Here is a 26,922-nt window from a genome sequence, read left to right as displayed (position 1 = left end):
GTGTGCCTTGGTGACCTGGTGGTCATGGCGAGGCTCCCAACACCCGATCCCATTCCGAACTCGGCCGTGAAACGCCTCAGCGCCGATGGTACTGCGTCTTAAGACGTGGGAGAGTAGGTCGCCGCCAGGTCACCACGGCACACGCCACGCCATCCAAGGATGTGGACGCAGCAGTTTCACACAAACACTTGACAATCGGCTTCATGAACGGCAAGGCCGGCGCTTTCCCCTGTGGGAGGCGCCGGCTTTTCGTTGTGCCTGGCCGTCGCTACGGGCCCCCTCCCTAACCCTCCCCCGCCGAAGGCGGGGGAGGGGATCAAGGCGGTGGGAGACAGACGAGGAAAAATGGGGGCATGTTATGCCGACGGCTGATGACGTACCTGATTGCGAAAGCTGTGGGGCTTGTTGCGCCTATTCCTGGGAATGGCCAACTTTCATCGGTGATTGGGATGGCGACGGGATCATGGAGCACCTGAAGGAGGACGGCCGCATGCGGTGCAACGGCAATCGCTGTGCGGCTCTGATGGGAACCCTCGGCGAATCCGTCTTTTGCAGCGTTTATGAGCACCGCCCGCTGGTGTGCCGGGAGTTCACGGCGGGAAGCGACGCCTGTCACACCGTCAGGTCCCAACTGGGGCTGCAAGATTGAACCAAGCCCCGACCCGGTGACGCAGGCTGCGCCGGCGGTCTTCCTCCGGGGCCGGGGCGATGTCCCAATCCCAGGCGCGGTCGGGAGAGGGAAGATCGAGCCCCCAGAGAGAGGTCTCGCGTTCCTGCACTGCGCCACTCTCCACCCAGAGACTTTCCGTATCGGTGAAGAGCGTGGCCTGTTCGGCGACACGGGCGAGCCAAGAGCGATGCGTGTGTGCCAGGGTTCGGGCGAAGCGTTCCCGCTCCGCCTCGGGCGTGCTCGGTGCCCTACGGTCGATGGCGTCCAAGGGCAGGAGCGGGAGCTGCGACAGGAGATTGCAGGACACGGCGAGAGCGAATCGCTCCCCCGGCAGGTCGGGTGGCGACGGCGAGGGAAGCGGTGAACCGTCGGAGAGAGCGGCGTCCAGCGGCGCCAGCGCACCGGTGACGTCGAGAGTGAGCAGGCGGACGTTGGGATGGCGTCGCGCCTGCAGGCGAGCGGTATGGGTGTGAACCATGTCGACCAGCACCACCTCGCCGAATCGCTCGGCCAGCAGCGGCAGCGGAACCTCGATCAGCAAGCCCGACCCCGCCACCAGTGCCCGCCCGCCCCGCGGCGCCCGCTCGGCGGCCTCTTGGACGAAGCGGCGGCAGGCATCGACATGGGGCGCCCAGGCCCGCCGCTGGCGCCGGTGGCGGGCTCCGAGGGCCAGCGCCTCCGCCAGATAGCCGTAGCGGCGGGCCAATGGCGGGCAAGGGGTGATCAGGTACTCGAAGGCTTCCCTCAGCATGGCCGCATCCCGCTCCGTGCGTCTTTCACCGGTCCGGTCCTTGACCCGGAGGGAACCCCCTTGACCGGAACGGGTGGCAGGGTACCTATGGCGGCATGGTGGAGATCAAGAGGAAAGCGGCCCTGGTCACCGGGGCGGGAAAGCGGATCGGACGCGCCATCGCGCTCGATCTCGCGGCGCGTGGCTGGCGGGTGGGGGTGCATTTCGGGCATTCCCGCAGCGAGGCCGACGCAGTGGTGACGCAGATCGTCGGGCAGGGCGGCGTTGCCGTGGCGCTTCAGGCCGATCTGGAGCGCGAGATGGACGCGCGGGCGTTGGTGCCCGAAGCCGTGGAGCGGCTGGGCACGCTGTCGCTGCTGGTCAACAACGCTTCCCGCTTCGAGCGGGACGAGGTGGGGGACGTGACCCGCGAGTCCTGGGACCGCCACATGGAGGCGAATCTTCGCGCTCCCTTCGTGTTGAGCCAAGCCTTCGCCGCGCAGGTGCCGGGCGACAGGGAGGGGTTGATCGTCAACATGATCGACCAGCGGGTGTGGAACCTCACCCCGCACTTCATCTCCTACACCCTGTCGAAGGCTGGCCTGTGGACGTTGACCCAGACGCTCGCCATGGCGCTCGCCCCGCGCATCCGGGTCAACGCGATCGGACCAGGCCCGACGTTGAAAAATGTCCGGCAGACGGATGAGGAGTTCGCCGCGCAGCGTGACGCGACTCCGCTGAGGCGCGGCCCCTCGCCGGAAGAGATCTGCGCGGCTCTGCGCTTCCTCATCGACGCGCCGTCGGTCACCGGACAAATGGTCGCGCTCGACGGTGGCGAGCATTTGGGATGGGCGCAGCCGTCCTTGGGATTCGTGCCAATGGAATAGGCGGTTCGGCCAGGAGTCGTCTGGCCGTTCAGCGGACAACCCCTTGGTGGGTTGGGCGCCCCGGCAAGAGGACCGCGCGTTGTACACATCCGTCCTCATCGGCGCAAGGGGCTGTTTGCACGATCTGGAAAAATAGCGGCGCAGCGCCAAAGTGCCGACTTGACTCGGGGTGTCTCCAGCAAAAACAACATCTTAGGTGAAATGCCCAAATTTTGTGCATAGCTTTGGAATCCCTTGGGCCGCCTTGGTTCCTCTGGGGTAACCCTTGGGTTATCGACACACTTATCCACAGGAGTCGTGGATATCCCGACGGATGCCCACGGAAGAGGTGGATCGTTCGTCTTAACCATTCAGGACAGGGGGTGGTTGACCCCCTCCCCGGACCCGACGACATTCGAGACATGGCCGACACCGCAGACACCCCCACGGACCTCATCCTCCCGGAGACGGACAACGCCGACCTTCTGGGCGCCGACCTTCTGGACGCCGACGCACCAGGCGCGGATATCCAAGGCGTGGACAAGACGCCACGCCCGCGACGGCGCCCCGCCGATCTCGCCCGGGGGGCGGAGGTGATCCGCGACCACCTGAAGACCCTGCCGCAGACGCCCGGCGTCTACCGCATGCTGGCGGGCGACGGGGCCGTGCTCTATGTCGGCAAGGCCAAGAACCTGAAGCGGCGGGTGTTCAACTACACCCAGGTCAACCGCCTGCCCGTGCGACTGCAGCGCATGGTGTCGGAAACGGAGACCATGGAGTTCGTCACGACCCACACCGAGGTCGAGGCGCTGCTCCTCGAATCGAACCTGATCAAGCGGCTGATGCCGCGCTACAACGTGCTGCTGCGGGACGACAAGACCTTCCCGCACATCATGATCACCAAGGACCACGACTATCCGCAGCTGACCAAGCACCGGGGGGCGCGGTCGCGCGACGCCGACTATTTCGGCCCCTTCGCCTCGGCGGGGGCGGTCAATCGGACGATCACCGCGCTCCAGCGTGCCTTCCTGTTGCGCAACTGCGCCGACACGGTGTTCGCCGCGCGCACCCGGCCTTGTCTGCAGTACCAGATCAAGCGCTGCACCGCGCCCTGCGTGGAGCGGGTCAGCCCGGCGGAGTATCAGGCGCAGGTCGATCAGGCCCGCGCCTTCCTGTCCGGCAAGAGCCGGGACATCCAGACGGAGTTCGTCGCCAAGATGACCGAGGCGGCGGAGAATCTCGACTACGAGACCGCCGCCCGCTACCGCGACCGTATCCGCGCTCTGACCGCGGTGCAGGCGCACCAGGACATCAACGTCGAAGGGGTGATCGAGGACGCCGACGTGATCGCTGCCTATGCGGAGGGCGGGATGACCTGCGTGCAGGTGTTCTTCTTCCGCGGTGGGCGCAACTACGGCAACCGCGCCTACTTCCCCAGTCACGACAAGAGCGCCGAGACCCCGGAGGTGCTGGCCGCCTTCATCGCCCAGTTCTACGAGAACAAGGCCGCCCCCGGCCTCGTCCTGGTCAGCCACGACCTGCCGGAGCAGGAGCTGCTGACCGAGGCCCTGGCGCTGCGCGCCGGCCATCGGGTCGAGCTGGCCGCGCCCAAGCGGGGCGACAAGCGGCGCATCGTCGAGCACGCCCTGACCAACGCGCGCGAGGCCCATGGGCGGCGGCTGGCCGAAAGCTCGTCGCAGGCGCGGCTGCTCGACGGGGTGGCGACGGTCTTCGGGCTGGACGCCCCGCCGCAGCGGATCGAGGTCTACGACAACTCCCACGTCCAGGGCGCCCACGCCATCGGCGCCATGATCGTCGCCGGGCCGGAGGGCTTCATCAAGAACGCCTACCGCAAGTTCAACATCAAGACCGAGGGCGCCGCCGGCGACGACTTCGCGATGATGCGCGAGGTCATGGCCCGCCGCTTCGGCCGGGCGATCAAGGAGGACCCGGAGCGGACGCAGGGCACTTGGCCCGATCTGGTGCTGATCGACGGCGGCATCGGGCAGCTCAACATGGCGCTGGGCGTTCTGGCCGATCTGGGGATCGACGACGTGACGCTGGTCGGCATCGCCAAGGGGCCGGACCGCGACGCCGGGCGGGAGCGCTTCTTCATGCCGGACCGCGCGCCGTTCCAGCTGGAAATGCGCGACCCGGTGCTCTATTTCCTGCAACGGCTGCGGGACGAGGCGCACCGCTTCGCCATCGGCACCCATCGGGCGAAGCGCACCAAGGCGTTGGGCAAATCCATGATCGACGAGATCCCCGGAATCGGACCCAGCCGGAAGAAGGCCCTGCTTCACCATTTCGGGAGCGCCGTCGCCGTCTCCCGCGCGGGACTGGCGGATCTGGAGTCGGTCGAAGGGATCAGCAAGACGGTGGCGAAAAAGATATACGATCATTTCCATTCAGACGGTTAGAATGACGCCGCCCGCCGCGCGTTTCCCCCGATTCCAGAGTTGCGACCGATGCTGACCAGCCTGCCGAACCTGCTCACCCTGTCGCGCATCGCGGTGATTCCCGTCGTGGTCGGGCTGTTCTACGTGCCCGAGGCATGGGCCGCCTACACGGCCTGCGCCCTGTTCGCCGCGGCTTGCATCACCGACTGGTTCGACGGCTATCTGGCCCGCGCCTGGGAGCAGGAAAGCGTCATCGGCAAGTTCCTCGACCCCATCGCGGACAAGCTGCTGGTCGCCGCGACCCTGATCATGCTGGTCGCCTTCGCCCGGCTGTCCGGCGTGTCGGTTCTGGCCGCCGTGGTCATCCTGCTGCGCGAGGTCCTGGTGTCGGGCCTGCGCGAGTATCTGGCCGGGTTGAACGTCGGGGTGCCGGTGACCTGGATGGCCAAATGGAAGACGACGATCCAGATGGTGGCGATCGGCTTCCTGATCGTCGGCGACTACGGCCCGGTCCACATCCCGGTCACGCTGATCGGCACGCTGGGCCTGTGGGTGGCGGCGATCCTCACCTTCGTCACCGGCTGGGACTACATGCGCGCCGGGCTGAAGCACATGATGGCCCACCAGCCGGCCAAGCCCCGGAAGGGCGCGCCGGGCAACCCGGCCCGCACGCCGGGCTGAGCCGCGTTTCGGGGCCGAGTCGCTTTTTATCGCAAAGGCTTTCCGGCTGGCGGCAGAGCGGACCACAAATCCGGTTTGTCCGTTCGCATGCCCGTGTGTTTCTGCTATGTGACCGGGGAACGCCCGCGCAGCGATGGGCGGCAAGGCGGAGGATAGGGGCTTCCATGAAGATGTTCGGCCTGACGGGGTGGAGCGGCAGCGGCAAGACGACGCTGATCGTTCGCCTGATCCCGGCGCTGATCCGGCGTGGCCTGACCGTTTCGACCATGAAGCACGCGCACAAGGGCTTCGACATCGATCATCCCGGCAAGGACAGCCACAACCATCGCGAGGCCGGCGCCACCGAGGTGCTGGTCAGTTCGCCCCGCCGCTGGGCGCTGATGCATGAGATCCGCAACGACGAACCGGAACTGTCCCTGACCGAATTGCTGCCAAAGCTCTCGCCCGTCGATCTGTTGCTGATCGAAGGGTTCAAGCGCGAGCCGCACGAGAAGATCGAGGTGTGGCGCGCCTCGGTGGGCAAGTCGCTGATCGCGCGCGACGATCCGAGCATCGTCGCGATCGCCAGCGACGGGCCGGTGCCGGACGCCGGGGTACCCGTGTTCGACCTGAACGACGAGGAGGCCATCGCGTCCTTCATCATCGAGCGTTGCGCGCTGGACCGGTGCAGGGCAACGGGGCAGGCTGTCTGAGACGGCGGTGTGCAGGGTGGAGTAGGGCAATGGCTCAGCTTAGCGACGATTGCTTCGCCTTCGGCGGCGAGATGATGGCGGTGGACCGGGCGCTGGAGCTTCTCTCTGGCCGCCTTCACCCCGTCACCGCGACCCGCCGGATCGGTCTTGCCGACGCCCTGGGCCATGTGTTGGCCGAGGATGTCGTCGCTCCGTTCGACGTGCCGCCGCACGACAATTCGGCGGTGGACGGCTACGCGGTCTTCTTCGACGACCTGACGCCCGACGCGGCCACGCGGCTGCCGGTCACGGCGCGCGTCGCCGCCGGCCACGCGCTGGACCGTCCGGGGCGGCGCGGCGAGGCGGTGCGCATCTTCACCGGCGCCCCGATGCCCGAAGGCTTCGACACGGTGCTGATGCAGGAGGACTGCAAGGCGGGGGAGGGCACCGTCGCCATTCCCCCCGGCATCCGCCGCGGCGCCAACCGCCGCCGCGCTGGGGAGGACATGGCACAGGGCAGCACCGTCCTGACCGCCGGACGCCGGCTGCGGGCGGAGGACATCGGCCTGCTCGCCTCGCTGGGGCAGCGGGAGGTGACGGTGCGCACGGCTCTGCGTGTCGCCGTCTTCTCCACCGGGGACGAGGTGCGGGAGCCGGGCGTGCCGTTGGAGCCCGGCTGCATCTACGATGCCAACCGCTTCGCCCTGATCGCCTCGCTGCGCCAGCTCGGCTGCGGCGTGACCGACCTGGGCATTCTGCCCGACCGGCTCGACGCCGTTCGCGGCGCTTTGGCCGAAGCAGCGGAGACGCACGACGTTCTCATCACCTCCGGCGGCATGTCCACCGGGGAGGAGGACCACGTCAAGGCGGCGGTGGAAGCGTTGGGCGGCCTGCATTTCTGGCGGCTGGCGATCAAGCCGGGACGGCCGGTGGCGCTGGGCACGGCCAAGGGAGCGGTCTTCGTCGGTCTGCCGGGCAACCCGGTGGCGGTCATGGTCACCTTCCTGCGCATCGCCCGCCCGATCCTGCTCCGGCTGATGGGGGCGGCGGACGAGGCGCCCGCCTTGTTCCCGCTGCGTGCGGGCTTTACCTACAAGAAGAAGGCGGGGCGGCGCGAGTATGTGCGGGCCACGCTCGCCCGCGCCGCGGACGGGGTTTTGACCGCGGTCAAGCACCCGCGCGACGGGGCGGGCATCCTGTCGTCGATGGTCGAGTCCGACGGGCTCGTCGAACTGCCGGAAGAGATCACCCGCGTCGAGCCGGGGATGATCGTGGATTTCCTGCCTTTCAGTGAGGTTCGGTGATGAAGATCCTCTATTTCGCCTGGCTGCGCACCAAAATCGGCGTGGCGACCGAGACGGTGGACCTGCCGGCGGAGGTCCGGGACGTCGGCGCCCTGGTGGCGTGGCTGAAGACCCGCAGCCCGAAGCACGCCGACGCGCTCGCCAACAGCACGGTGGTCAAGGTCGCGGTGAACCAGGAGCATGTGCCCTACGACCACCCGGTCGGTCCCGGCGACGAGGTGGCCCTGTTCCCGCCCGTCACCGGCGGCTGAGAAAGGAAACCTTGCCGTGACGGTGAAGGTGCAGAGCGAGGACTTCGACGTCGGTGCGGAGCTGGCCGCGATGACCGGCGGCAAGACCGGAATCGGCGGGGTGACCCTGTTCGTCGGGCTGGTTCGCGACATGGCCGGCGGCGAAGCCGTCAGCGCCATGACGCTGGAGCATTATCCCGGCATGACCGAACGGCAGTTGGAGGCCATCGAGGCGGAGGCACGGGCGCGCTGGCCACTCGACTACGCGCTGATCATCCATCGCTACGGGCGGCTGGAGCCGGGCGACCGGATCGTGCTGGTCGCCACCGCCAGCGCCCACCGCGAGGCGGCCTTCGAAAGCTGCCATTTCCTGATCGACTGGCTGAAGACAAGGGCGCCCTTCTGGAAGATGGAGGCCACTCCGGAGGGTGAACGCTGGGTAGAGGCCAAGGATTCGGACGACGTGGCGGCGGCCCGCTGGACGAAACCGACGTGAAGTGAGAGGCAGGGCACAGACGGCGGTCTCCTCACGGTGATTGGATCCGCTCCCGCGCAAGGCTGTGCGCGCATGCGGAGTGTCCGATCATGCGAACCCGGTTCCTGCTCGCCGGACTGGCGGCTCTGTCGCTGGGCGCGTTCCTGTCGTGCCCGGTTCAAGGGAAGGATCGGCAAACGGCGGAGCGGGTTCTAACCGACCCGGTCAGCGGCTGCCGCGTCCGCGACCCTGATCCGAGCCGGGGGAGGTCCGTCCGCTGGAGCGGCGCCTGCCGCAACGGTTTCGCTCACGGTGCCGGTGTTCTTGAAATGTTCGATGGGGCGGAGCCGGCGGACTGGACCGAGGCGGTCTTCGTCGATGGTCGGGCGGAGGGGCCTGGACGCAGCGGTCGCGCGGATGGGACGATCTTCCAGGGCCGTTTCCGGCATGGCCTTGCCACCGGCCCGGGGATGCTGACCCTGCCGGACGGTCACCGCTACGTCGGCGGGTTCGCGTTCGGGCGCCCGACCGGGCAGGGGGAGTTCGTTGCCTCCATGGGGTTGCGCTACCGTGCGCGGGTCGACCGGGACGGGCGGGTGTGGCCCGGCGCGCTTCTCGGCTCGAAGCCTCTCGAGCCCATCCAGTCGGCCGAGCGGCCGGATCTGAAAGGCCCGGCGGCGCCGGGCAGCCTGGAGGAGTGGTTGCGCACGCCGCCGTGGGATTACCGTGCTCCGGTTGGGAGCAATCCAGGCCGGCCCAATCGGGACCGGCGTTGACCAGCTTTGCACAGGCGGCGTTTGCCAGACGCGCCGCGCCGTGGTGACATCCTGGACCTCTTCGGAAGACGGCGATGAACTGGCAGACTCTCGGATTCTTCTTCGCAACGGCCTTCGTGCTGTCGATGACCCCCGGCCCCAACATGCTGCTGGCGATGAGCCTCGGCCTGCGCTACGGCGTGCGCCGCGCGGCCTGGGGCGGGCTTGGCATGTGCGTGGCGCTGACGACGATGGCCACCCTGTCGGTTCTGGGACTCGGCGCCCTGCTGGCGGCATCGGAGCCGGCCTTCCAGGCGGTGAAGTGGGCGGGCGTGGCCTATCTGACCTGGCTCGGCATCGCCGCGTGGCGGGCGCCGGTGCCGGACGGCTCGCCGCGCGTCAGCGGCGCCGCGGCAGCGGAGGAAGCCCCGGCCCATCGCCTGTTCCTGCGCGGGCTGCTGGTCGCCTTGAGCAATCCGAAGGCGCTGGTCTTCATGGCCGCCCTTTTCCCGCAGTTCATCGATCCGGCGGCCCCGCTGATGCCGCAACTCGTGGCGCTGGTGGCGATCATGGTGGTGATCGAGTTCGGCTGGATCATGGCCTACGCCACCGGGGGCAACAGCATCGGTGCGCGCCTGACCAGCGGGTCCGCGGCCCGGACCCTCAACCGTCTGACCGGCGGCCTGATGATCGGCGCCGGCGGGCTGCTGGCCCTCGCCCGCCGGCTGTGATCACTCAGTCCATCCGGCGAAGCGTCGTCTCCAGACGGCCCTTGCCGGAGCGGTCCAGCCAGGTGGCGGACAGGCGCCCGTCCGTCCGGACGCTGTAGCGAAGCACGTTGCGCCCCTTCTCGTCGAACACCAGCTCGTCGTTCTCGATGCGGCCCTTGCGCTGGGCGCGCTCCATCGGCTGGTCGGCCTCCATGCCCGGCCCCAGCACATAGTCGGCGTAGACGGCGTCGCCGTCGACCCGGTCCACCGCCAGCGCAATCTCCCGCCCGTTGATGTAGGCGCCGTACCAGACGCCGAGGAAGGAGCGGGCGCCTGTGCCCGCCGAGGAGGAGGTGCCACTGCCGGTGCGCGGCTCCGGCGCCGCGGCCCGCATCAGCTCCGCGCTCGGCGTGCGGCCCCAGGATTCGTCGCAGGAGGGGTCGCCCCGGCGCGGCGGCGCCTCGGCGAAACGCAGGATGCAGGTGCCGAAGCGCCGGACGAACATGCCGGTCGTCGCGGCGCCATGGCCGGTCAGCAGGGCCGGCTGATCGACCACGATGTGGTCCAGCCCGCGCGAGGACAGGATGCCGCGCGCCGATTCCCCGCGTCCGCCGGGGTCGAAATCGTCGCCGTGGAAGAAGAACAGCATCACCCGCGCGTTGTGGATGCCGCGCAGGATCGGCCAGAGCTGCGCCGCGTTGTCGCGGAAGCTGTCGTAGGAGTCGGAGAAGTTGCCGAAGGCGGCGGGGGCGGTGCCGACGACGGCGTCCACCCGGTCGCTCTGTCCGGCGGCCATCAGCGAGAGGAAGGCGCCGAAGGACTGGCCGGTCAGCACGACCTTGCGGTAGCCGCGGTCCTTCAACTGGTCGGCATAACCCGCCAGCGCGCGGGAGCTGTTCGGCAGCGTGTCGCTGACCCGCATGCGATCCAGCCGGAACACGTCCCACCCCGCGTCCTTCATGGTCTTCATGTAGAGCGGGGTGGGGGCGTTCGAATCCTCCACGTCCACCGACCGGCCGTGGCTCCACACCACCGCGCCCCGGGCCATGGTCGGGCCGAGCAGGGCACCGTCGCCATAGGCCGGGTTCAGGTGAATCTGGGCCGCCGCGGTCTGCGCCGTACCGAGCATTGCCAACGCCACCATCAATCCGAGCAGCGCCTGTCCGACTGTCCGCCTCATCCTTCCACGCTCCTGTCTGCGGGCGTGTGAAGGGTCTCGGAATATGGTTAACCCTACCTTTCCATCAGGACAGGCCGGCTTATGTCACGGGGCTTTGTCACAGCTTCCCGCTTTGGGCGCCCTGCGTCAGAAGGTCCACAAGCTGCAAATGCGAATGACTCGCAATTCATCTGCGAGTCGTCTAAGGTTGGCTCCGTCACTTCAGTCGGGAGGGGTCAACATGTGCGATTCTGTGAGCGAGGGAAGGTTGTCCCCTTGGACGGTGTCCGATCTGACAACGGCCGAGCGTGCGCTGCTGACCGGCTTCCGGCAGTGGTTCCGTCACGGCACGGCGGGCGCGATGGCCGCCATGCGGGCCAGCTTCGGTGTGGCCGGCGTGCCGTCGTCGGCTTTGCTGCCGTTGTTCGCTCTCCTGGGAACCTTCGCCGTGACCAACGCGGGCCGGCCGGCGTTCCGCTGCCCCTCCTGCTCGCGGGTCGGGATGGACGAGTTGGCGGTGCTGGACGCGCTGGCCGCCATGCAGGCCGGGGAAGGCGATGTGACGACCCAAGTGTTCGACCGCTGGCTTCCCCTGGTCGCCCTGACCATGGCCGCCGATTCCGCACGGGAACTTGCCGACATTTTGGACGGCGCGCGCATCCGTCTGCCACGCCGTCGCCCGGCCCGGCTCATAGCGCTGGCGGCGGAGTGACCCGCGCAAAGCCGGCGCCAATCTGCCATGCCGTCCGGCTGAACAGGGGTTTGCGCATAATCCACTGATCGATGGGCACCTGGACCAGTTCGCCGGCCGGGGTGCGGTAGGAATAGCGTCCCCGTTCGGTGCCGCGCAACTCGTATCCCAGCCGCTCGTAGAAGGCGAGGACCCCGGCGTTGTCCCGGTCCACGCCCAGTTCCGATTCCGAATAGCCGTGATCGAGCGCGGTGCCCTCGGCGGCGGCCATCAGCCGTGTGGCGATGCCCCGGTTGCGGAAGGGTTGGAACACCCGCAACGCCCACAGCGTGGCGCGGCGCAGATGCCGTTTGCGCTGGAAGTCGATGCATATCTGGCCGGCAGGAAAACCGTTGATCTCCGCCACCAAAAGGGCTCCGCTACCGCGTTCCTGGGCACGGAAGGCGGTGGCGAGGATTTCCCGGTGCGGCGTGTGCAGCCCGAACCATTCGAGATCCGGCAGGTCGGTGCGGCAGGCCGGGCGAATTGCGACGGGCAGGCTGATGACATCCTGCGACGCGGTGGCGGCGTCCATTCCTCCTCCGGACTTCATACCATCTGATGGAATGAACGGATCGACGCTGGCGGCGTTCCCCGCGCCCGATGAAAGTCTTACCGAGCAAAACCTTCCTGTGAAACGCAACAGAAAGGGAAAAATTTACGAAAATCATTCTGTAAGCCCATCATGCGGATGAATTCAACAACCGAAAGGATATGACGATCGTCATTGTTGACGAAATAGGATGATTCTTGATAAGTCTCTAAACGATTTGGAGCAAAGACGCAGCCGTTCGGCGACAAGGCGCGACTCTCAAGCCGAGAGAAAGCGCCAGAAGAGAGGGGGACCGCGCGATGATCAAGATTGTCAACCTCGGGCGCACCGGCCTTTTCGTGGCGATGCAGAATGGTGCTTTGACGACCATCGGCGGCCGCAGCCATTGGCGTTCGCTCGACGATCTCCGTTCGGCGGCCAATGCGGCAAAGATCAAGGTCAGCGATACGGTTCTCCGCACCGTTCTCTGACGGCAACGCCCGTATCGCCCGCATGAAAACGGGTCGTTCAACTCAGTGCCGTTCAACTCAGTGAGTCGGCGGCATTGATTAGGCCGCCGGCCACAGTCTGTTGAAACGATCAGCCGGCCCGGACCCGCGCCAGGAAGCGGTCGACCTCGGCCCGCAGATTGTGCGATTGAATGGACAGCTCATTTGTCGCCGACAGGACGCTGCGCGCTTCCGACCCCGTGTCCGACGCCGAGGAATTGACCCGCACGATGGTCTCGCTGACCTCGCGGGTGCCGATCGACGCCTGCTGGACGTTGCGGGCGATTTCGGTGGTGGCGGCGCCCTGCTCCTCCATGGCCGAAGCGATGGAGGTCGAGATGTCGTTGATCCGCGCGATGGTTTCGGAGATCGAGCGGATGGCGAGCACCGCATCCTGCGTCGCACCCTGAACCGCGCCGATCTGGGAGTTGATCTCCTCCGTCGCCTTGGCGGTCTGGTTGGCGAGGCTCTTCACCTCCGAGGCCACGACCGCGAATCCTTTGCCGGCCTCGCCGGCGCGGGCCGCCTCGATCGTGGCGTTCAAGGCGAGGAGGTTGGTCTGGCTGGCGATGTCGTGGATCAGCTTCACCACCTGGCCGATCCGACTGGCGGCGTCGGCGAGCCCCTGCACGGTGTTGTTGGTGCGCTCCGCCTGTGACATAGCCTCGCCGGCGATGGCGGCCGACTGGGTTACCTGATGGCTGATCTCGCCGATGGAGGCGGTCAGCTCCTCCGCCGCCGCAGCGACGGTCTGGATGTTGACGGAGGCTTCCTCCGCCGCCGCAGCGACCTGGGTGGACTGAGCGCTGGTCTCTTCGGCGGTGCGGCTCATGTTCTGGGCGGTGCCTTGGAGTTGCTGCGCGGCGGAGGCCACGGCCTGCACCACGCTCTTCACCTCGCGCTCGAACGAGTCGGCGGTGGTTCCCAACTCCCGCGAGATGATCGCGGCGGTGTTCAGGTCGACGTAGACCGAGGTCGCCAGATCCATGTCCAGGAAGACCGCCTTGTTGATCGCCTGCATCAGCTGGGCGAGCTTCTCCGGCTTCTTGCGGTAGACTTGATAGGCGAGATCGATCAGCTTGTTCAGCGTGAAGCAATAGGCTCCGGTGTACCAGCGCGGTTCCAAACCGATGCGCTGGTGGGCCTGCCCAATCTTCAGCACCTGCGCCATGTAGGCATCGTCGAAGGTGCCGGTGAAAACATTCTTCAGCCAATGCTGCTTCTGCATGTCGCGTGCCCGGCTGACCACCGTGGGATTGGCGAGCAGCGTCGCGACCTGTGGGACCGAGCGCAGGTAGCCGTAGAATTCCTCAAGGATCTGATCGATGCGCTGGGCGAGATGGGGTTGGAATTCCCGAAGGACTGCCTTGGTGGGTTCGTCGATTCGCAAGAAGGAGATGCGGTCGAGAATGGACTGTGTCTGGGCAGAATGCGACATGGATCAATTTCCCCGCGAAAATGGGACCGCATCAGATTAGCGCAACTTGTTTTTAATGCAAAGTAACTAACCTGCGGTCGGCACTATGGAGGGTTACGGTGGGTGTGAAAACCGGCAGCGTTGTCGCAGGCACAGCAAATCATCAGACGTCAATAAAATAGAAAACCGGCGGAGCCGTTTGGCATCCGCCGGTATGTCGTGAACCGTCGTGAGACTGTCTGTTCGTTTACATTAGGCGGCCATATGGGCCGGTGCGCGGCGCAGCGCCTGGGCGGCGCTGAGGACCGCCTTTTGCAGCTTTTCGAAGGCTCGCACCTCGATTTGGCGTACCCGCTCGCGCGACACGCAGAACTGCTGGCTCAACGATTCCAGAGTGGACGGGTCCTCCTTCAGGCGGCGCTCGAACAGGATGCGGCGTTCACGGTCGTCCAGACGCTCCAGGGCCTGTCCGACCAACCGGCGGCGCAGCGCCAACTCATCGGCATCGGCGATCACGCTCTCCTGGGTCGGGCGGTCGTCGGCCAGAAGCTCCAGCCAGTTGGTTTCGCCGTCGCTGGACATGGCAGCGTCGAGCGAGCTGTCGTTGGACGACAGCCGGCGGTTCATCTCGATCACCTCCTGCTCCGGCACATCCAACTCGGTCGCGATGGCGGTGACGGTGGACGGGGACAGGTCGCCCTGTTCCAGTTCCTGCATCTGGCTCTTCAGGCGGCGCAGGTTGAAGAACAGCTTCTTCTGCGCGGCGGTCGTGCCCATCTTCACCAGGGACCAGCTGTGCAGGATGTATTCCTGTATGGCCGCGCGGATCCACCAGGTGGCGTAAGTCGCGAAACGGAAACCGCGTCCCGGATCGAATTTCTGAGCGGCCTGCATCAGACCCACGTTGCCTTCGGCGACGAGGTCGACCAGCGGCAGGCCGTAGCCGCCGAAACCGCGGGCGATCTTGATGACCAGCCGCAGGTGGCTGCCCACCAGACGCTCCAGCGCATGGCCGTTCCCGCGGTCGCGCCAAGCGACGGCCAGCTCGCGCTCTTCGTCGGGGGCTAGGATGGGGAACCGCTTCGACTCCTCGACATAGCGGGTCAGGCTGGCGTTTTCACCAGTCAGGAGTTTCTTGAGCACACCGGCCTCCTCTCTCCAACGCTCCACCGTCTCTTGCCGTGGAACCTTTTCGATGGCCGTTCGCAGACGCCCATCGTTTCGGCATTTTTATTGTGGGGATTTGCCGAAATTATCCAGGAACACGTCAATCAGACACTGATACTGTGCCGCCACCACCAAGTTGGATCAAGCCTTGAAACGGCGGTGCAGCAATATTTTTTGGCGTATATCCGGACTATTCGGTCCTTATGAATGCCAAAAAGATCGGAAGAACTTTTGGGAGATTGGCGAAAATATGACGGCTTTCGTTTGAGGTGAAGGCAGAGGTATTTCTCTCCGCTTTTTCATCACTCGGTCGGCGTTCGGTATATTTTTCATAAGCTATGGCCATACAGGCTAATGGAGGCGGCCGCCCGGCATAGGACGTTCCTCAGGGGTGAGAGGGGCGGGGAGCAACCGCGACCAGCGGCGACGCTTGTGTTCCGCCGGTCAGCAGTCGTGCTATGCCGGGAAGAATCCCAGGAAGACGCGAGGCGAGAGATCTCACCATGAACATCCGCGACAGCCGACCGGGCGATCTGGTGCACATCGAGGCGATCTACACCCACCATGTCCTGACCGGCACGGCCAGCTTCGAGGAAGTTCCACCCAGCCTGGAAGAGCTTGCCCGTCGGCGGGACGACGTGCTGGCCCGGGGCATGCCCTATGTCGTTGCGGAGATGGACGGCAGGGTCATAGGGTATGCCTATGCAGGCCCTTACCGGCTGCGCACCGCATACCGCTACAGCGTCGAGGATTCGATTTATCTCGCCCCGGACTGCATGGGGCGCGGTGCGGGCCGGGCCTTGCTCTTGGCGGTGATCGACCGCTGTGCAATGGCTGGTTGTCGCCAGATGATTGCGGTGATCGGCGACAGCGGCAACGCCCCGTCCATCGGTCTGCATCGCAGCCTCGGCTTCGAGCCGGCGGGCCTGCTGAAGGCGGTTGGATTCAAGTTCGGGCGTTGGGTGGACAGTGTCCTGATGCAGCGCCCGCTCGGCAACGGAGATGCGTCGTCACCCGCGGAGCATCGATGAAGGGTGTTGATTGGACCGGACAACGGTGCGTCGGTTCGTTCAACGGTTCGAGTGACAGCAAGAACGGGCGCATCTTGTGGATGCGCCCGTTCTTGAATGCTCCGCGAAGGGCTGAGGGTTAGTCCTGCACGACCCGCTTGCGGCCCAGGCCGAGCTTCGTGGCCATCTCCGACCGGGCCTTGGCGTAGTTCGGGGCGACCATCGGATATTCCGCCGGCAGGCCCCACTTGGCACGGTAATCGTCCGGGGACATGTCGTAGACGGTCTTCAGATGCCGCTTCAGCATCTTCAGCTTCTTCCCGTCCTCAAGGCAAATGATGTATTCCGGGGTTACCGACTTCTTGATCGGCACCACGGGGACCAATTCGGCCTTGGCCGGTGCGGACTTGTCTTCACCAAGACCGTTGAAGGCCGCCTGCACGTTGAGGATGAGCGCCGGCAGGTCGGCGACCGGCACCGTGTTGTTGCCGACATAGGCCGAAACGACCTTGGCGGTCAGGGCCTGCAGTTCCGATGCTTCGATGGTCATGGCCGCGTTCAGCTCCGTTCCCCTGTGGATCAGCCGTGGATTTGGGCGATGTCGATCAGACGTTCACCACGTCGCGCAATTGCTTGGCCGGCTTGAACCGCGGCGCCTTGGACGCGGCGATCTGCACCACCTCGCCGGTGCGCGGGTTACGCCCCTCGCGGGCGGCGCGTTCGGCGACTTCGAAAATGCCGAACCCGGCAAGACGCACATCCTCGCCACGACCGAGAGCCGAGGAAATGCCTTCGAACACCGACTGGACGACCTTCGCCGCATCGGATTTGCGGATGCCGGCGTTGGTTGCGACGGTCTCGATGAGCTCGGCCTGGTTCATGCGAAACTCCTGGTGCTTTTGCGCGTGTGGATTTTTCCGTGTTCTTGGCAGATTGAATCCATTGGCACAAGAGCGATGGCCGGAAAGGCAACCATAAGTGTTTTGCCAATGACGAGTTCTTGCATCCCCTGTGGCCCAGATGCATCAAAGCGACCGCCCACCGTGGCACAACGGTGCTGAGCCAGCGGAAAACGGAGGATGTTTTCCGTCGATAGTTGATCGACTCGCCGAATGCAGGCACTGAGCAGGCCTTGAACGGAAAAACAGCAACACCACTTGCGTGGCGTTCGGGTCCGGGCCCCTCTGACGGCTGAGGCGTCAGCCGTGATGTCGGATCCCGCTTGAATTCACTGCAGACGCAGCGCAATCAAGTGGGGCTGTTTATGGATTCCCTTGTCGCTCCCGTCTTTCTCGATTTCATGGGAAAGCCGGTGTGGGTCTGGCTGACCTTCATCGGCATCGTTCTGGCCTTGCTGGCCTTCGACCTCGGCATTCTCAATCGCCGTGACCGTGAGATCGGCGTGAAGGAAAGCCTTCGCCTCTCCGCCTTCTACATCACCGTCGCCCTTCTGTTCGGTGGCTGGGTCTGGTGGTCGATGGGCGATGCGGCGGCGGCCCAGTACTACACCGGCTTCTTCATCGAAAAGAGCCTGTCGCTCGACAACGTCTTCGTCATATCGCTGATTTTCACCTACTTCGCGGTCCCGCGGACCTACCAGCACCGCGTGCTGTTCTGGGGAATCCTGGGCGTGATCGTGATGCGCGGCCTGATGATCGCCGCCGGCGCCGCGCTGGTCAGCGAATTCCACTGGGTGCTTTATGTCTTCGGCGCCTTCCTGCTGATCACCGGTGTGAAGATGCTGTTCGCCGTGGACAAGGAGCCGGACCTCGCCAACAACCCGGCGCTGCGCTTCCTGAACCGTCATATGCGGATCACCGACGGTTTCCGCGGCCAGAACTTCTTCGTGCGGGAGACGGGTCCGGATGGTCGGACCGCGCTCTATGCAACACCGCTGTTCCTCGCGCTGATGATGGTCGAGTTCGCCGACCTGATCTTCGCGGTGGACAGCGTGCCGGCCATCTTCGCCATCACCACCGATCCCTACATCATCTACACCAGCAACATCTTCGCCATCCTCGGCCTGCGCGCGCTCTACTTCGCGCTGGCGGCGATGGTCCACCGCTTCCGTTACCTGAAATACGCGCTGGCGCTGGTGCTGGTCTTCATCGGCGGCAAGATCTTCTACACGCAGATCTTTGGCAAGCCGGACCCGCTGATCTCGCTGGGCGTGACGCTGACGTTGATCGTGGGCGGCGTGGTGGTTTCACTTCTCAAGACGCGCAGCGAGGGCAAGCGGCTGCCGGCGGAGTGATGCCGGTCAGCCGGTGAAGCCCAGGCGCTTCAGGGCGGCGATGCTCTCCTTCGCGCTGGTGTGGAGGATGAAGTCGCCGCCCGCCTGCGTCCAGGGATCGCGAGCCTTCTCGCGGTCATCCACCAGGACCGTGCCCGGCCCGCCATGGCGATGCTTGTCGCGGGCCATGCAGGTGATGACTCGCACATGGCGGCCCAGCATATGCGCGACCCAGCGCCGCTTCTGTTCCGGCGCCCAGGAGCCAAGCGGCAAACCGGTGAGGATGGTCGGCGCGTAAGGTTCGCAGAATCGCCAAAGATCCTGCGCGTCGTGCATGAACTCCAGCGTTCCGAAGAAGTCGGGATGGCGGGACAGTTCCCGCCACATGACCTTCATCGGGATCTCCTCCGGGCGTTTGCCGGTGACCGCCTTCACGCCGCGATCGAAATCGGCCAGAACGCCGTCGAGGTCGAGAAACAGCTTGGGTCTTTGCATCGTCTGTCCTGTCCAGCCCGTCCAACGTCCAGTCCGTCCAAATCCGGATGAGCGCGACCGCAGAGTACCGGTCGCACGGAACCTTCGCCAGCCGGTCGGGTTGCACCCGAAGACATAGGCGCACGGCTTCTGTGCGGCAGGGGGATTCGGATGACGGTCATAGGCATTTCAGGATCATACGGCGGTCTGAATCTGGGGGACGAGGCGATCCTCACATCGGCCATCGAGCAGTTGCGCGCCACGGTGCCCGGTGTGGAGGTGGTGGTCTTCTCCCGCAACGCCGCCCACACCCGCGAGAACCACGCGGTCGAGCGCGTCCTGAACCCGCGGGAAGCCATGCGCGACGAGATCACCCCGGAGGTGGAGCGGCTCGACCTTCTGCTTCTGGGCGGCGGCGGCATCCTCTACGACAGCGAGGCGCAGACCTATCTGCGCGAGGTCACCATCGCGCAGAATCTGGGAGTACCCACCTACACCTTCGCCATCGGCGTCGGTCCGCTGAAGGACCGCGTGGAGCGCGACGCGGTGCGCGAGGGGCTCGACCGCATGACCGGCATCACCGTCCGTGAACCGAGCGCCAAGCGGCTGATCGAGGAGATCGGCGTGCGGATCCCGGTGACGGTGACCGCCGATCCGGCGCTGCTGCTGACGCCGGAGCCTTTCACCGAGGAGATGCTGGCCGAGGCCGGCATCCCGCGCGGCCGCCCCCTGGTCGGCCTGTCGGTGCGCGAGCAGGGCGCTGCGGCGCCCGAACTCAGCGACGCGGCCTATCACCAGCTTCTTGCGGAGGCGGCGGACTACATCGTTCAGCGCTTCGGCGCCGATGTGGTGTTCGTGCCGATGGAGCGCGCCGACGTGCGGGAGGCGCACCGTGTCATGGGCCGCATGGCGGTGTCGGAACGCGCCCATCTGCTCCAGTACCGCTACACGCCGCGCCAGATCATCGGATTGATGGATCATTTCGAAATGGCCGTGGGGATGCGGCTGCATTTCCTGATCTTCGCGGCCATCACCGGCACGCCGCTGATCGCGCTGCCCTACGCTTCCAAGGTGTCGGATTTTCTGTCCTCGGTCGGGCTGGAGCCGCGGGCGACGGTGTCCCACACCACCGCCGGAACCTTCCTCGCCGACCTTGACCGCCTGTGGGACCACCGTGCGGAGCAGAAGGGACTGCTGCGCGACCGGATTCCCGTGCTGATGGAGCGTGCCCGCGAGACGGCGCCGCTGGCCCTGCGGACGGTGGCGCCACGCGCTGAAGCGGCGGCCGAAGCGGCGGAATGACGAAAGGAGCCAGCCTTGCCAATTCTGCCCTGTCCACCGAACCCGGTGTCGGTCACCCTGCCGCCGCGCCGCGCCATGAAGGTCGCGCGCTGCCACGTGCTCGTCGTCGGTGGTGGCCCCGCCGGCATGGGGGCGGCCATCGGCGCCGCCCAGTCCGGGGCCGAAACCATCCTGGTTGAGCGCTACGGCTTCCTCGGCGGCAACGCCACGGCGGCCCTCGTCATGCCCTGGATGAGCTTCTACACCCAGCGCGGTTCGGTGGCGGTCGTGGACAACACCCGCCTGATGCCCCAGGACCACGGCCCCGGCGAGCCGGTGGTGGGTGGGGCGCTGGCCGTCTTCCTGGGCCGGCTCTACACCAACCAGGGGGCCATTCCGCCCTCGCCGGACACCGGCTTCACCGTTCCCTTCGATCCGGAGGTGCTGAAGGTCACCGCGCAGCAGATCCTCGACGAGGCCGGCGTGAAGGTGCTGCTGCACGCCTTCGCCTCCACCGTCCTCGGCGAGCCCGGGAAACCCGACGCGGTGGTCTTCGAGACGAAGTCCGGCCCGGTGGTCATCGAGGCCGACGTGATCGTGGATTGCACCGGCGACGGCGACATCGCGGCGCTGGCCGGCTGCGATTACGAGGTCGGGCGGGAGGAGGACGGGCTGACCCAGCCCATGACTCTGATGTTCCGTATGGTCGGCTTCGACCACGACGCGTTCAACGGCTATGTGCGGGAGCATCCGACGCAATGGCGCGGCGTGCACGGGCTCTGGGACCTCGTGTCGAAGGCCACCGCCAACGGCGACCTCGATCTGGCGCGCGAGGACATCCTGTTCTTCGCCACCACCCATCCCGGAGAGATTGCCCTGAATTGCACACGGGTCACCGGCGCGCTGGGCACCAACGTCTTCGACCTGACCCGCGCGGAGTGGGAGAGCCATCGGCAGGCCGCGCAGATCGCCAATTTCCTGCGCAAATACGCCCCCGGATTCGCCGACTCCTACACCTGCCAGACCGGCACCGGAATCGGCATCCGCGAGACGCGGCGCATCGTCGGCGACTATGCCATGACCGCGGACGACGTGCTGGGTGCGGCGAAGTTCAAGGACGCCATCGCGCGCGGCACCTACCCGGTGGACATCCACAGCCCGACCGGCCGCGGCACGGTGCTGAAGCGCGTGCCCTCCGGCGAGTGGTACGAGGTGCCGATGCGCGCCCTGCTGCCCAAGGGGATGGAGAAGCTGCTGGTGGCGGGCCGTTGCATCTCCGGCAGCCATGAGGCTCATTCCTCCTACCGGGTGACGCCCACCTGCATGGCGACGGGACAGGCCGCTGGGGTGTGTGCGTCGATGGCGGCACGGCGCGGCGAGCGCACCCGCGACATCCCGGTCGGCGCCATCCAGCGCGAGCTGCTGCGTCAGGGTGCCCTGTTGCGCGAGCCGGAGGCGTAGGGCTTCCTCGGGGTCAGCGCATCGCGAAGAGTTCCTGGTGGAAGCGTTGGTCCACCGGCAGGCCATGGGCCGCGAAGTCGTGCCGCAGCGCCTGCCCGAAGCCCGTCGGGCCGCAGAACCAGACGCTCGCGTCACGCCATTGCGGCACCAGGGCACGGATGCGCTCGCCATCCAGGCGGCCGTCCCGGCTGTCGATCAGGACATGGAGGCGAACCCCCGCTGCCGCCGCGTCGGCGGTGAGTTTCGCGATCGCGTCCCCGTCGTACTCGCTGGTGGTGTGGAAGAAGTCGATGGTTTGCCGCGGCCGTTCGGCGCTTGCCGCCAGGAACTTCATGCGGGCGATGAAGGGCGTGACGCCGATGCCGCCGCCCACCCAGATCTGGTGCGGGCAGGAGTCGTCGAAGGTGAAGCAGCCGTAGGGCCCTTCCACCGTCACCGCCTGGCCGACCGTCAGCCGTTCCCGCAGCCGCCGGGTGTGGTCGCCGAGTTCCTTGACCACGAAGGTAATCCGGCGCTCGGCGTCGTTCCAGGCCGAGGCGATGGTGTAGGGATGGGCGCCCTCCGCGTTGTCCGATGTGGCGAAGGCGAACTGGCCCGCCTTGTGGCCCGGCCAGCCCTGCGGAACGTCGATCGCGACCTCAAGGGTGTGCACGCCGGGAAAGTAATGGAGCGCGCCGATTGTGCCGGAAACCCGCCGGTCGGCGGCGACCCGGCCGAGAAGAACGACGACGGCGGCCCAGGCGCTGGCGGCGAGCAGCAGCGCCATCACCCAGCCGATCGGCGAACTCCAATAGGCGAATTTGGTCAGCACGACCGTGTGAAACACCAGCACGGGATAGGCGATCGCCAGAAGGCGGTGCGTCTTGAAGAACAGCCGGTAGGGGAGGCGCTTGAACAGCGCCAGCGCAATCAGCAGAACGACCGCGTAGAAGGCCCATTCGCCGAGCCATTCGGCGGTACCGCGCAGGCTTCGGAGCGACTGCTCAAAGGAATCCTCGGGAATGGCCCGCGGCCCCCGTTGCGGCCGGACCAACCATCCCCAGCCCACCGCCCATTTCGGCCCCTGGGCCCACAGCCAATGGACGACCGCAGCGACGAGGCCGGCAACACCCAGCCACTTGTGCAGGCGGTACATCTTGTCGAGTCCGCCGAACCACGCCTCCGGCCAGCGCGGCCGGAGCGCGAGGATCATCGCCATGCCCATGCAACCGATGGCGATGATCCCGCTGTATTGAACCAAAGAGCCCCGTAGACCGAAAAAACCGTCTGCTCGCAACACGTCCGGTTCGGCGGCAAGCCATAAAATCGTCAAAAGCGCTAAAACACCCCATAAAGACAGTTTTATTCTATTCATGGCGACATCCTCCGTGTCGGCCACCGTCAAGGTGCGGATGGAGGGATGCTTCGCTATCGCCTTTCCGGTGACAAGCCGATTCCGATCATCGCAGCCATTCGAATCTTCGGCCACGGCAACGGTGGGGGATGACGAGGAATTCGGTTACTTGCGAATCCAGACCTTGGTTTCGATGAAGCGGTTGGCAAGGAAGCGGTAGGTCTGCTTCTGCAACTGCTCGACGGCGGTGGACTTCTCCATCGGGGTGGTGTCCCAGGCCTGGAGGATGTCTTCCCATTCCAGAAGCCTGGCGCGCAGGTCGTCGCGAATCTTGCGGATGAAGGTCACGGTGGTGTCGAAGGACTTCAACGCGCCGAAGATCTCGCCGGTCTGGGCGTCCGCCTGCTCGAAGACGGCATCATAGTCCTTCAACGGCTTGCCCAGCAGCCCCTGCATGCGCGCGACCTCGTTGCACAGGGTGCGGTCGGTCCGGTAGATCTGGGTCAGCCGGGTCAGCTTGCCGCTGATGGCGCGGATGGCGTTGAAGCGGTCGCGCAACGCCTCGATGTAGGACAGTTCCTGGGTCAGGTCCTCGATGCGGTCGGTCAGGTACTGCTCGTAATTGTCCTTCAGGTCGAGCTTCGCCGCGATGTCCTTGAAGGCGGCCTTGACGCGCTGCTTGGTCTGCGGGTCCTCGACGATCTGCTCCAACTCGTCGGCCTTCACCACGATCATCTCGCTTCCGGAGATCGAGGAGACGAGCTGCACCGTCAGACGTCCCCGCGCGATGTTCCGGTGCTTCTCCTCCACCGACCAGGAGGCGCGGCCGTCCAGCAGTTCCCCCGGAATCTGCTCGCCGGGGCGGATCTGCTTTACATAGGCCAAGCCCTTTGCCACCACGTCCAGCAGCTTGGAGTCGCGGCTGTCGTCCTTGATGTCGAAGGATTCCATCAGCGTGTTGAAGGGTAGGGCGGCCTTCAGATCGCCCAGCAGGATGTGGAGCACCGGCTGCTTGGAGGACGGATCGATGCAGAAGAAGGCGCCGGACAGGCTGAAGACCTTGTGCTCGAAATCGAAATGCGTGTCGCGCATCGGCGCCGCACTGGCAGCGCCTTCCGTGCTTCCGGTTGCGGGATCGGTGACGTCGGACATGGGCAGGGACCGGAAGCGGGAATGGGACGGGCAGGTTACAGCAGATCGCGCAGCCGGAACCAGAGCATCGCAAGGACAAGCGCCGGTGTGCGGAATCGCCGCCCGCCGGGGAAGGGCAGGTGGGGGATGCGGACGAACACGTCGAACCGCTCGGCCGTGCCCCGGACCGCCTCCGCCATCACCCGCCCGGCCATGCCGGCCAGCGCCACGCCGTGGCCGGAATAGCCGTGGGCGAAGTAAGTGGTCGGCGTCAGCCGTCCGACATGCGGCATGCGGTTCATGGTGATGGCGACATGACCACCCCAGAAATGATCGACCGCCGCGCCGCGGAGCTGCGGGAAAACCGCCAGCATCTTGGACCGCATGGCGGTCTTCAGCCCCGGTGCGTCCAGCCCGGAATAGCTGACGCCGCCGCCGAACAGCAGCCGGTGGTCGGCGGAGCGGCGGAAGTAGTTCAGCACGAAGTTCATGTCGCTGACCGCCAGATTGGTCGGCAGCAGGGACGTTGCGGTGGCCTCGCCCAAAGGCTCGGTGGCGATCATGTAGGTGGCGACGGGCATCACCACGGCCGACAGGCGCGGCGCCAGCGCCCCCAGATAGGCGTTCCCGGCCAGAACGAGGAAACGTGCCGTCACCCGGCCCTTCGCGGTGGTGGCGACGGGCCGGTCCCCGGTGTCGATGGCGGTGACGCGGCTGTCCTCGAAAACCCGAACGCCGGCCCGCCCGGCGGCGCCGGCGAGGCCCAGTGCGTAGTTCAGCGGGTGCAGGTGGCCGCTTCCGTCGTCGGCCAGCCCGCCGACATAGGCGTCGCTGCCCACCACCGCCCGCATCGCCTCGCGATCGAGCGCGCGGACCTTGGTGTAGCCGTAGCGGTCGCGCATCTCGCGCTCCATTGCCGCCACGTCGTCCATGTGGCGCGGCTTCACCGCCGCGTGGGCGAAGCCCCAGGTGAGGTCGCAGGGAATGGCATGCTTCGCCACCCGTTCGGCGATCAGCGCCTTGGAGTCCTCGCCGAGGTCCCACAGGCGCCGGGCATCCTCCGCTCCGACCCAGCGCTCGATGGTGCTCATCGACTTGTTGTAGCCGGTGATGATCTGCCCGCCGTTGCGGCCCGAGGCGCCCCAGCCGACGCGGTTGGCTTCCAGCAGAACCACGTCGTAGCCCTGCTCGGCCAGTTCCAGCGCGGTCATCAGCCCGGTGTAGCCGCCGCCGATCACGCAGACGTCGCAGGACAGCGAGTCCTCCAGTACCGGGTGCTGCGGGTGCGGAGTCGCGGTGTCGGCGTACCACGAGCGGATGTGGGATGATGTCGGCATGACCGCCGAGTTAGGGGAGGGACCCCCGCCCCGTCAATGATTCCAGCGGTCATATGGGCAGGATCTTTGTTCCCCTCTGGCGTAAGGAGGGGGTGCGGGATCATAGTATGGCGGTCGTTCACAGCAGGGAGGGGCTGCCCACCGTCCGGTGCGGTCCATACGTTCATGGGTTTCATGGAAGACTTCATCAAGAAGAACCGCATCACCGAAGTGGAATGCCTCGTGCCCGACATGTCGGGCATCGCGCGCGGCAAGATCGTGCCCGCCGAGAAGTTCCTGCGCATCCTGCGCGACCGCGGTCTGCGGCTGCCCGAGGCGATCTTCGTCCAGACCGTGACCGGAGAGTATCCGGAGGACGACTCGGTCACCTCGGACGAGAATTCCGACATCTACATGATCCCGGACGAACGGACGATCCGCTTCGTCCCCTGGTACGAGGAGCCGACCGCCCAGGTCATCACCGACTGTGTCTACGCCGACGGCAGCCCGGTGAACTTCTCGCCCCGCCATGTCCTGAAGCGGGTGCTGTCGCTCTACGAGGAGCGCGGCTGGAAGCCGATGGTGGCGCCGGAGCTGGAGTTCTTCCTCGTCCAGGTCAATAAGGACCCCGACTACCCGCTGGTGCCGCCGGTCGGCCGCAACGGGCGCGTGGAAAGCGGACGGCAGGCCTTCGGCATCGACGCGGTGAACGAGTTCGATCCGATCTTCGAGATGGTCTACGACTTTTGCGAGGCGCAGGACATCGACATCGACACCCTGACCCACGAGGCCGGGGCGGCGCAGATCGAGATCAATTTCAACCACGGCGACGCGCTGGAGCTGGCCGACCAGGCCTTCCTGTTCAAGCGGACGGCGCGCGAGGCGGCGTTGCGCCATCAGGTCTACGCGACCTTCATGGCCAAGCCGATGCAGAACGAGCCGGGCAGCGCCATGCACATCCACCAGTCGGTGGTGGATGCGGATTCCGGACGCAACCTGTTCTCCGACGCCGGCGGGGCGGACACGCCGCTGTTCATGTCCCACATCGCCGGGCTCCAGAAGTATCTGCCCTACGCGATGCCGCTGCTGGCGCCGAACGTGAACTCCTACCGGCGGCTGGTGCCGAACTCCGACGCGCCGATCAATGTGCATTGGGGCCGCGACAACCGCACCACCGGCCTGCGCGTTCCCGTCTCGCCCGCCGATTCGCGCCGGGTGGAGAACCGGGTGGCCGGCGCCGACGCGAATCCGTACCTCGCCATCGCCGCGTCGCTGGCCTGCGGCTATCTCGGCATGGCCCAGGGGCTGGAGCCGACCGACCCGGTGAAGGGGTCCGCCTACCGGCTGGCCTTCACCCTGCCACGCCACCAGGGCGACGCGCTCCAGAAGTTCAACGCCTGCAAGCCGCTGAAGGAGGTGCTGGGCGAGAAGTTCCTGGACGCGGTGACCTGCGTGAAGGAGGCCGAGTACGAGGCCTACCACCGGGTGATCAGCTCCTGGGAGCGCGAGAATCTTCTGCTGAACGTTTGAGCATTTTTCCGCCCCCTTCCGCCACTGCCGCGGAAGGGGGCGTTTGCGTTCCGCAAAAGCCCGGAAAACCCCCAGCAAACCCCCCGCAAACCGTTGACAACCAACCCCCCCGTGGGTGCAATAGCGCTCGCGCCGGGGACGCCGTGCG

General features: G+C 66.2%; 28 protein-coding genes and 1 rRNA gene. 18 read left to right on the top strand and 11 right to left on the bottom strand.

Annotation, left to right across the window (positions count from 1 at the left end):
* The first annotated feature begins 14 nt into the window (after nt 1-14).
* A 5S ribosomal RNA gene (rrf, locus tag DS837_RS17375) occupies nt 15-130 on the top strand.
* Nucleotides 131-358: 228 nt separating this feature from the next.
* Nucleotides 359-649, top strand: coding sequence for a YkgJ family cysteine cluster protein (locus DS837_RS17370; RefSeq protein WP_149165903.1), 291 nt, complete (start codon nt 359-361; stop codon nt 647-649).
* Here DS837_RS17370 and DS837_RS17365 read toward each other — a convergent pair.
* Nucleotides 621-1,421 (bottom strand): hypothetical protein, encoded by an 801-nt coding sequence (locus DS837_RS17365; RefSeq protein ID WP_149165902.1) that lies wholly within the window; start codon nt 1,419-1,421, stop codon nt 621-623. The genes DS837_RS17370 and DS837_RS17365 overlap by 29 nt on opposite strands.
* Before the next feature lie 95 nt (nt 1,422-1,516).
* Here DS837_RS17365 and DS837_RS17360 point away from each other — a divergent pair, with 95 nt between their 5' ends.
* The 9 genes from DS837_RS17360 (at nt 1,517) to DS837_RS17320 (ending at nt 9,512) form a co-directional block, all read left to right on the top strand.
* Nucleotides 1,517-2,287 carry an SDR family oxidoreductase gene (locus DS837_RS17360; RefSeq protein ID WP_149165901.1) on the top strand — a complete coding sequence of 257 codons (771 nt, stop codon included), beginning with the start codon at nt 1,517-1,519 and terminating at the stop codon, nt 2,285-2,287.
* Between the two features lie 401 nt (nt 2,288-2,688).
* The gene (uvrC, locus tag DS837_RS17355) at nt 2,689-4,686 is read left to right on the top strand and encodes an excinuclease ABC subunit UvrC (RefSeq protein ID WP_149165900.1); all 1,998 of its coding nucleotides are present in this window, start codon (nt 2,689-2,691) and stop codon (nt 4,684-4,686) included.
* A 48-nt stretch (nt 4,687-4,734) separates the two neighbouring features.
* Nucleotides 4,735-5,346 carry a CDP-diacylglycerol--glycerol-3-phosphate 3-phosphatidyltransferase gene (gene pgsA, locus DS837_RS17350; RefSeq protein WP_149165899.1) on the top strand — a complete coding sequence of 204 codons (612 nt, stop codon included), beginning with the start codon at nt 4,735-4,737 and terminating at the stop codon, nt 5,344-5,346.
* A gap of 164 nt (nt 5,347-5,510) precedes the next feature.
* Nucleotides 5,511-6,038, top strand: a complete 528-nt coding sequence (mobB, locus tag DS837_RS17345; RefSeq protein WP_149165898.1) for a molybdopterin-guanine dinucleotide biosynthesis protein B — start codon at nt 5,511-5,513, stop codon at nt 6,036-6,038.
* 29 nt (nt 6,039-6,067) lie between these two features.
* A complete protein-coding gene (gene moeA / locus DS837_RS17340) occupies nt 6,068-7,321 on the top strand; it encodes a molybdopterin molybdotransferase MoeA (protein ID WP_149165897.1) in 1,254 nt (417 codons plus the stop codon).
* Nucleotides 7,321-7,572, top strand: a complete 252-nt coding sequence (gene moaD, locus DS837_RS17335; RefSeq protein WP_038527886.1) for a molybdopterin converting factor subunit 1 — start codon at nt 7,321-7,323, stop codon at nt 7,570-7,572. Before moeA ends, moaD begins: the two co-directional genes overlap by 1 nt.
* A gap of 16 nt (nt 7,573-7,588) precedes the next feature.
* Entirely contained in the window at nt 7,589-8,047 is a 459-nt protein-coding gene (locus tag DS837_RS17330) for a molybdenum cofactor biosynthesis protein MoaE (RefSeq protein WP_149165896.1), read from the top strand.
* 89 nt (nt 8,048-8,136) lie between these two features.
* On the top strand, nt 8,137-8,802 hold the full coding sequence (locus DS837_RS17325; protein WP_149165895.1) for an MORN repeat-containing protein: 666 nt from the start codon (nt 8,137-8,139) through the stop codon (nt 8,800-8,802).
* 74 nt (nt 8,803-8,876) lie between these two features.
* Nucleotides 8,877-9,512 (top strand): LysE family translocator, encoded by a 636-nt coding sequence (locus tag DS837_RS17320; RefSeq protein ID WP_149165894.1) that lies wholly within the window; start codon nt 8,877-8,879, stop codon nt 9,510-9,512.
* A 4-nt stretch (nt 9,513-9,516) separates the two neighbouring features.
* Here DS837_RS17320 and DS837_RS17315 read toward each other — a convergent pair whose 3' ends face one another.
* Nucleotides 9,517-10,671 carry an alpha/beta hydrolase family protein gene (locus tag DS837_RS17315; protein ID WP_149165893.1) on the bottom strand — a complete coding sequence of 385 codons (1,155 nt, stop codon included), beginning with the start codon at nt 10,669-10,671 and terminating at the stop codon, nt 9,517-9,519.
* A 262-nt stretch (nt 10,672-10,933) separates the two neighbouring features.
* On the opposite strand from DS837_RS17315, the gene DS837_RS17310 reads away from it, so the two are divergent.
* Nucleotides 10,934-11,362, top strand: a complete 429-nt coding sequence (locus DS837_RS17310) for a hypothetical protein (protein ID WP_247889986.1) — start codon at nt 10,934-10,936, stop codon at nt 11,360-11,362.
* Here the strand turns inward: DS837_RS17310 and DS837_RS17305 are convergent.
* Complete coding sequence (locus DS837_RS17305) at nt 11,340-11,915, bottom strand: GNAT family N-acetyltransferase (protein ID WP_149165891.1); 576 nt, start codon at nt 11,913-11,915, stop codon at nt 11,340-11,342. The two genes, DS837_RS17310 and DS837_RS17305, sit on opposite strands and share 23 nt — an antisense overlap.
* Before the next feature lie 317 nt (nt 11,916-12,232).
* Between DS837_RS17305 and DS837_RS32095 the strand changes: the two genes are divergently transcribed.
* Nucleotides 12,233-12,403 carry a hypothetical protein gene (locus tag DS837_RS32095; protein ID WP_170295888.1) on the top strand — a complete coding sequence of 57 codons (171 nt, stop codon included), beginning with the start codon at nt 12,233-12,235 and terminating at the stop codon, nt 12,401-12,403.
* A gap of 109 nt (nt 12,404-12,512) precedes the next feature.
* Here the strand turns inward: DS837_RS32095 and DS837_RS17300 are convergent, their stop codons facing one another.
* Complete coding sequence (locus tag DS837_RS17300) at nt 12,513-13,859, bottom strand: globin-coupled sensor protein (RefSeq protein WP_149165890.1); 1,347 nt, start codon at nt 13,857-13,859, stop codon at nt 12,513-12,515.
* Nucleotides 13,860-14,090: 231 nt separating this feature from the next.
* Nucleotides 14,091-14,981 carry an RNA polymerase sigma factor RpoH gene (gene rpoH / locus DS837_RS17295; protein ID WP_035673897.1) on the bottom strand — a complete coding sequence of 297 codons (891 nt, stop codon included), beginning with the start codon at nt 14,979-14,981 and terminating at the stop codon, nt 14,091-14,093.
* A gap of 527 nt (nt 14,982-15,508) precedes the next feature.
* Between rpoH and DS837_RS17290 the strand changes: the two genes are divergently transcribed.
* Nucleotides 15,509-16,036, top strand: coding sequence for a GNAT family N-acetyltransferase (locus DS837_RS17290; protein WP_149165889.1), 528 nt, complete (start codon nt 15,509-15,511; stop codon nt 16,034-16,036).
* Between the two features lie 118 nt (nt 16,037-16,154).
* Here the strand turns inward: DS837_RS17290 and DS837_RS17285 are convergent, their stop codons facing one another.
* Together DS837_RS17285 and DS837_RS17280 are read right to left on the bottom strand one after the other, a co-directional pair.
* Complete coding sequence (locus tag DS837_RS17285; protein ID WP_149165888.1) at nt 16,155-16,565, bottom strand: Ros/MucR family transcriptional regulator; 411 nt, start codon at nt 16,563-16,565, stop codon at nt 16,155-16,157.
* A 55-nt stretch (nt 16,566-16,620) separates the two neighbouring features.
* The gene (locus DS837_RS17280) at nt 16,621-16,947 is read right to left on the bottom strand and encodes an HU family DNA-binding protein (RefSeq protein WP_282187574.1); all 327 of its coding nucleotides are present in this window, start codon (nt 16,945-16,947) and stop codon (nt 16,621-16,623) included.
* 332 nt (nt 16,948-17,279) lie between these two features.
* Between DS837_RS17280 and DS837_RS17275 the strand changes: the two genes are divergently transcribed.
* The gene (locus tag DS837_RS17275) at nt 17,280-18,269 is read left to right on the top strand and encodes a TerC family protein (RefSeq protein ID WP_149165887.1); all 990 of its coding nucleotides are present in this window, start codon (nt 17,280-17,282) and stop codon (nt 18,267-18,269) included.
* 6 nt (nt 18,270-18,275) lie between these two features.
* Here the strand turns inward: DS837_RS17275 and DS837_RS17270 are convergent, their stop codons facing one another.
* The gene (locus tag DS837_RS17270; RefSeq protein WP_149165886.1) at nt 18,276-18,743 is read right to left on the bottom strand and encodes an HAD family hydrolase; all 468 of its coding nucleotides are present in this window, start codon (nt 18,741-18,743) and stop codon (nt 18,276-18,278) included.
* 150 nt (nt 18,744-18,893) lie between these two features.
* Between DS837_RS17270 and DS837_RS17265 the strand changes: the two genes are divergently transcribed.
* Both DS837_RS17265 and DS837_RS17260 read left to right on the top strand, forming a co-directional pair.
* Entirely contained in the window at nt 18,894-20,024 is a 1,131-nt protein-coding gene (locus DS837_RS17265; RefSeq protein ID WP_149165885.1) for a polysaccharide pyruvyl transferase family protein, read from the top strand.
* A 15-nt stretch (nt 20,025-20,039) separates the two neighbouring features.
* A complete protein-coding gene (locus DS837_RS17260) occupies nt 20,040-21,464 on the top strand; it encodes an FAD-dependent oxidoreductase (protein WP_247889985.1) in 1,425 nt (474 codons plus the stop codon).
* Between the two features lie 13 nt (nt 21,465-21,477).
* Here the strand turns inward: DS837_RS17260 and DS837_RS17255 are convergent, their stop codons facing one another.
* From DS837_RS17255 to DS837_RS17245, 3 genes are all read right to left on the bottom strand, one after another.
* Nucleotides 21,478-22,818: a ferredoxin reductase family protein gene (locus tag DS837_RS17255; protein WP_170295890.1), complete on the bottom strand. Its 1,341-nt coding sequence runs from the start codon at nt 22,816-22,818 to the stop codon at nt 21,478-21,480.
* A gap of 144 nt (nt 22,819-22,962) precedes the next feature.
* Nucleotides 22,963-23,949, bottom strand: coding sequence for a hypothetical protein (locus DS837_RS17250; protein WP_149165884.1), 987 nt, complete (start codon nt 23,947-23,949; stop codon nt 22,963-22,965).
* 35 nt (nt 23,950-23,984) lie between these two features.
* Nucleotides 23,985-25,265: an NAD(P)/FAD-dependent oxidoreductase gene (locus DS837_RS17245; protein WP_149165883.1), complete on the bottom strand. Its 1,281-nt coding sequence runs from the start codon at nt 25,263-25,265 to the stop codon at nt 23,985-23,987.
* A gap of 165 nt (nt 25,266-25,430) precedes the next feature.
* On the opposite strand from DS837_RS17245, the gene DS837_RS17240 reads away from it, so the two are divergent.
* Nucleotides 25,431-26,774 (top strand): glutamine synthetase family protein, encoded by a 1,344-nt coding sequence (locus DS837_RS17240; protein WP_149165882.1) that lies wholly within the window; start codon nt 25,431-25,433, stop codon nt 26,772-26,774.
* Nucleotides 26,775-26,922 lie beyond the last annotated feature (148 nt).

This window comes from Azospirillum brasilense, from assembly GCF_008365405.1.
Lineage (GTDB): Bacteria > Pseudomonadota > Alphaproteobacteria > Azospirillales > Azospirillaceae > Azospirillum > Azospirillum brasilense_D.
This window is presented reverse-complemented; position numbering and strand designations above follow the sequence as displayed.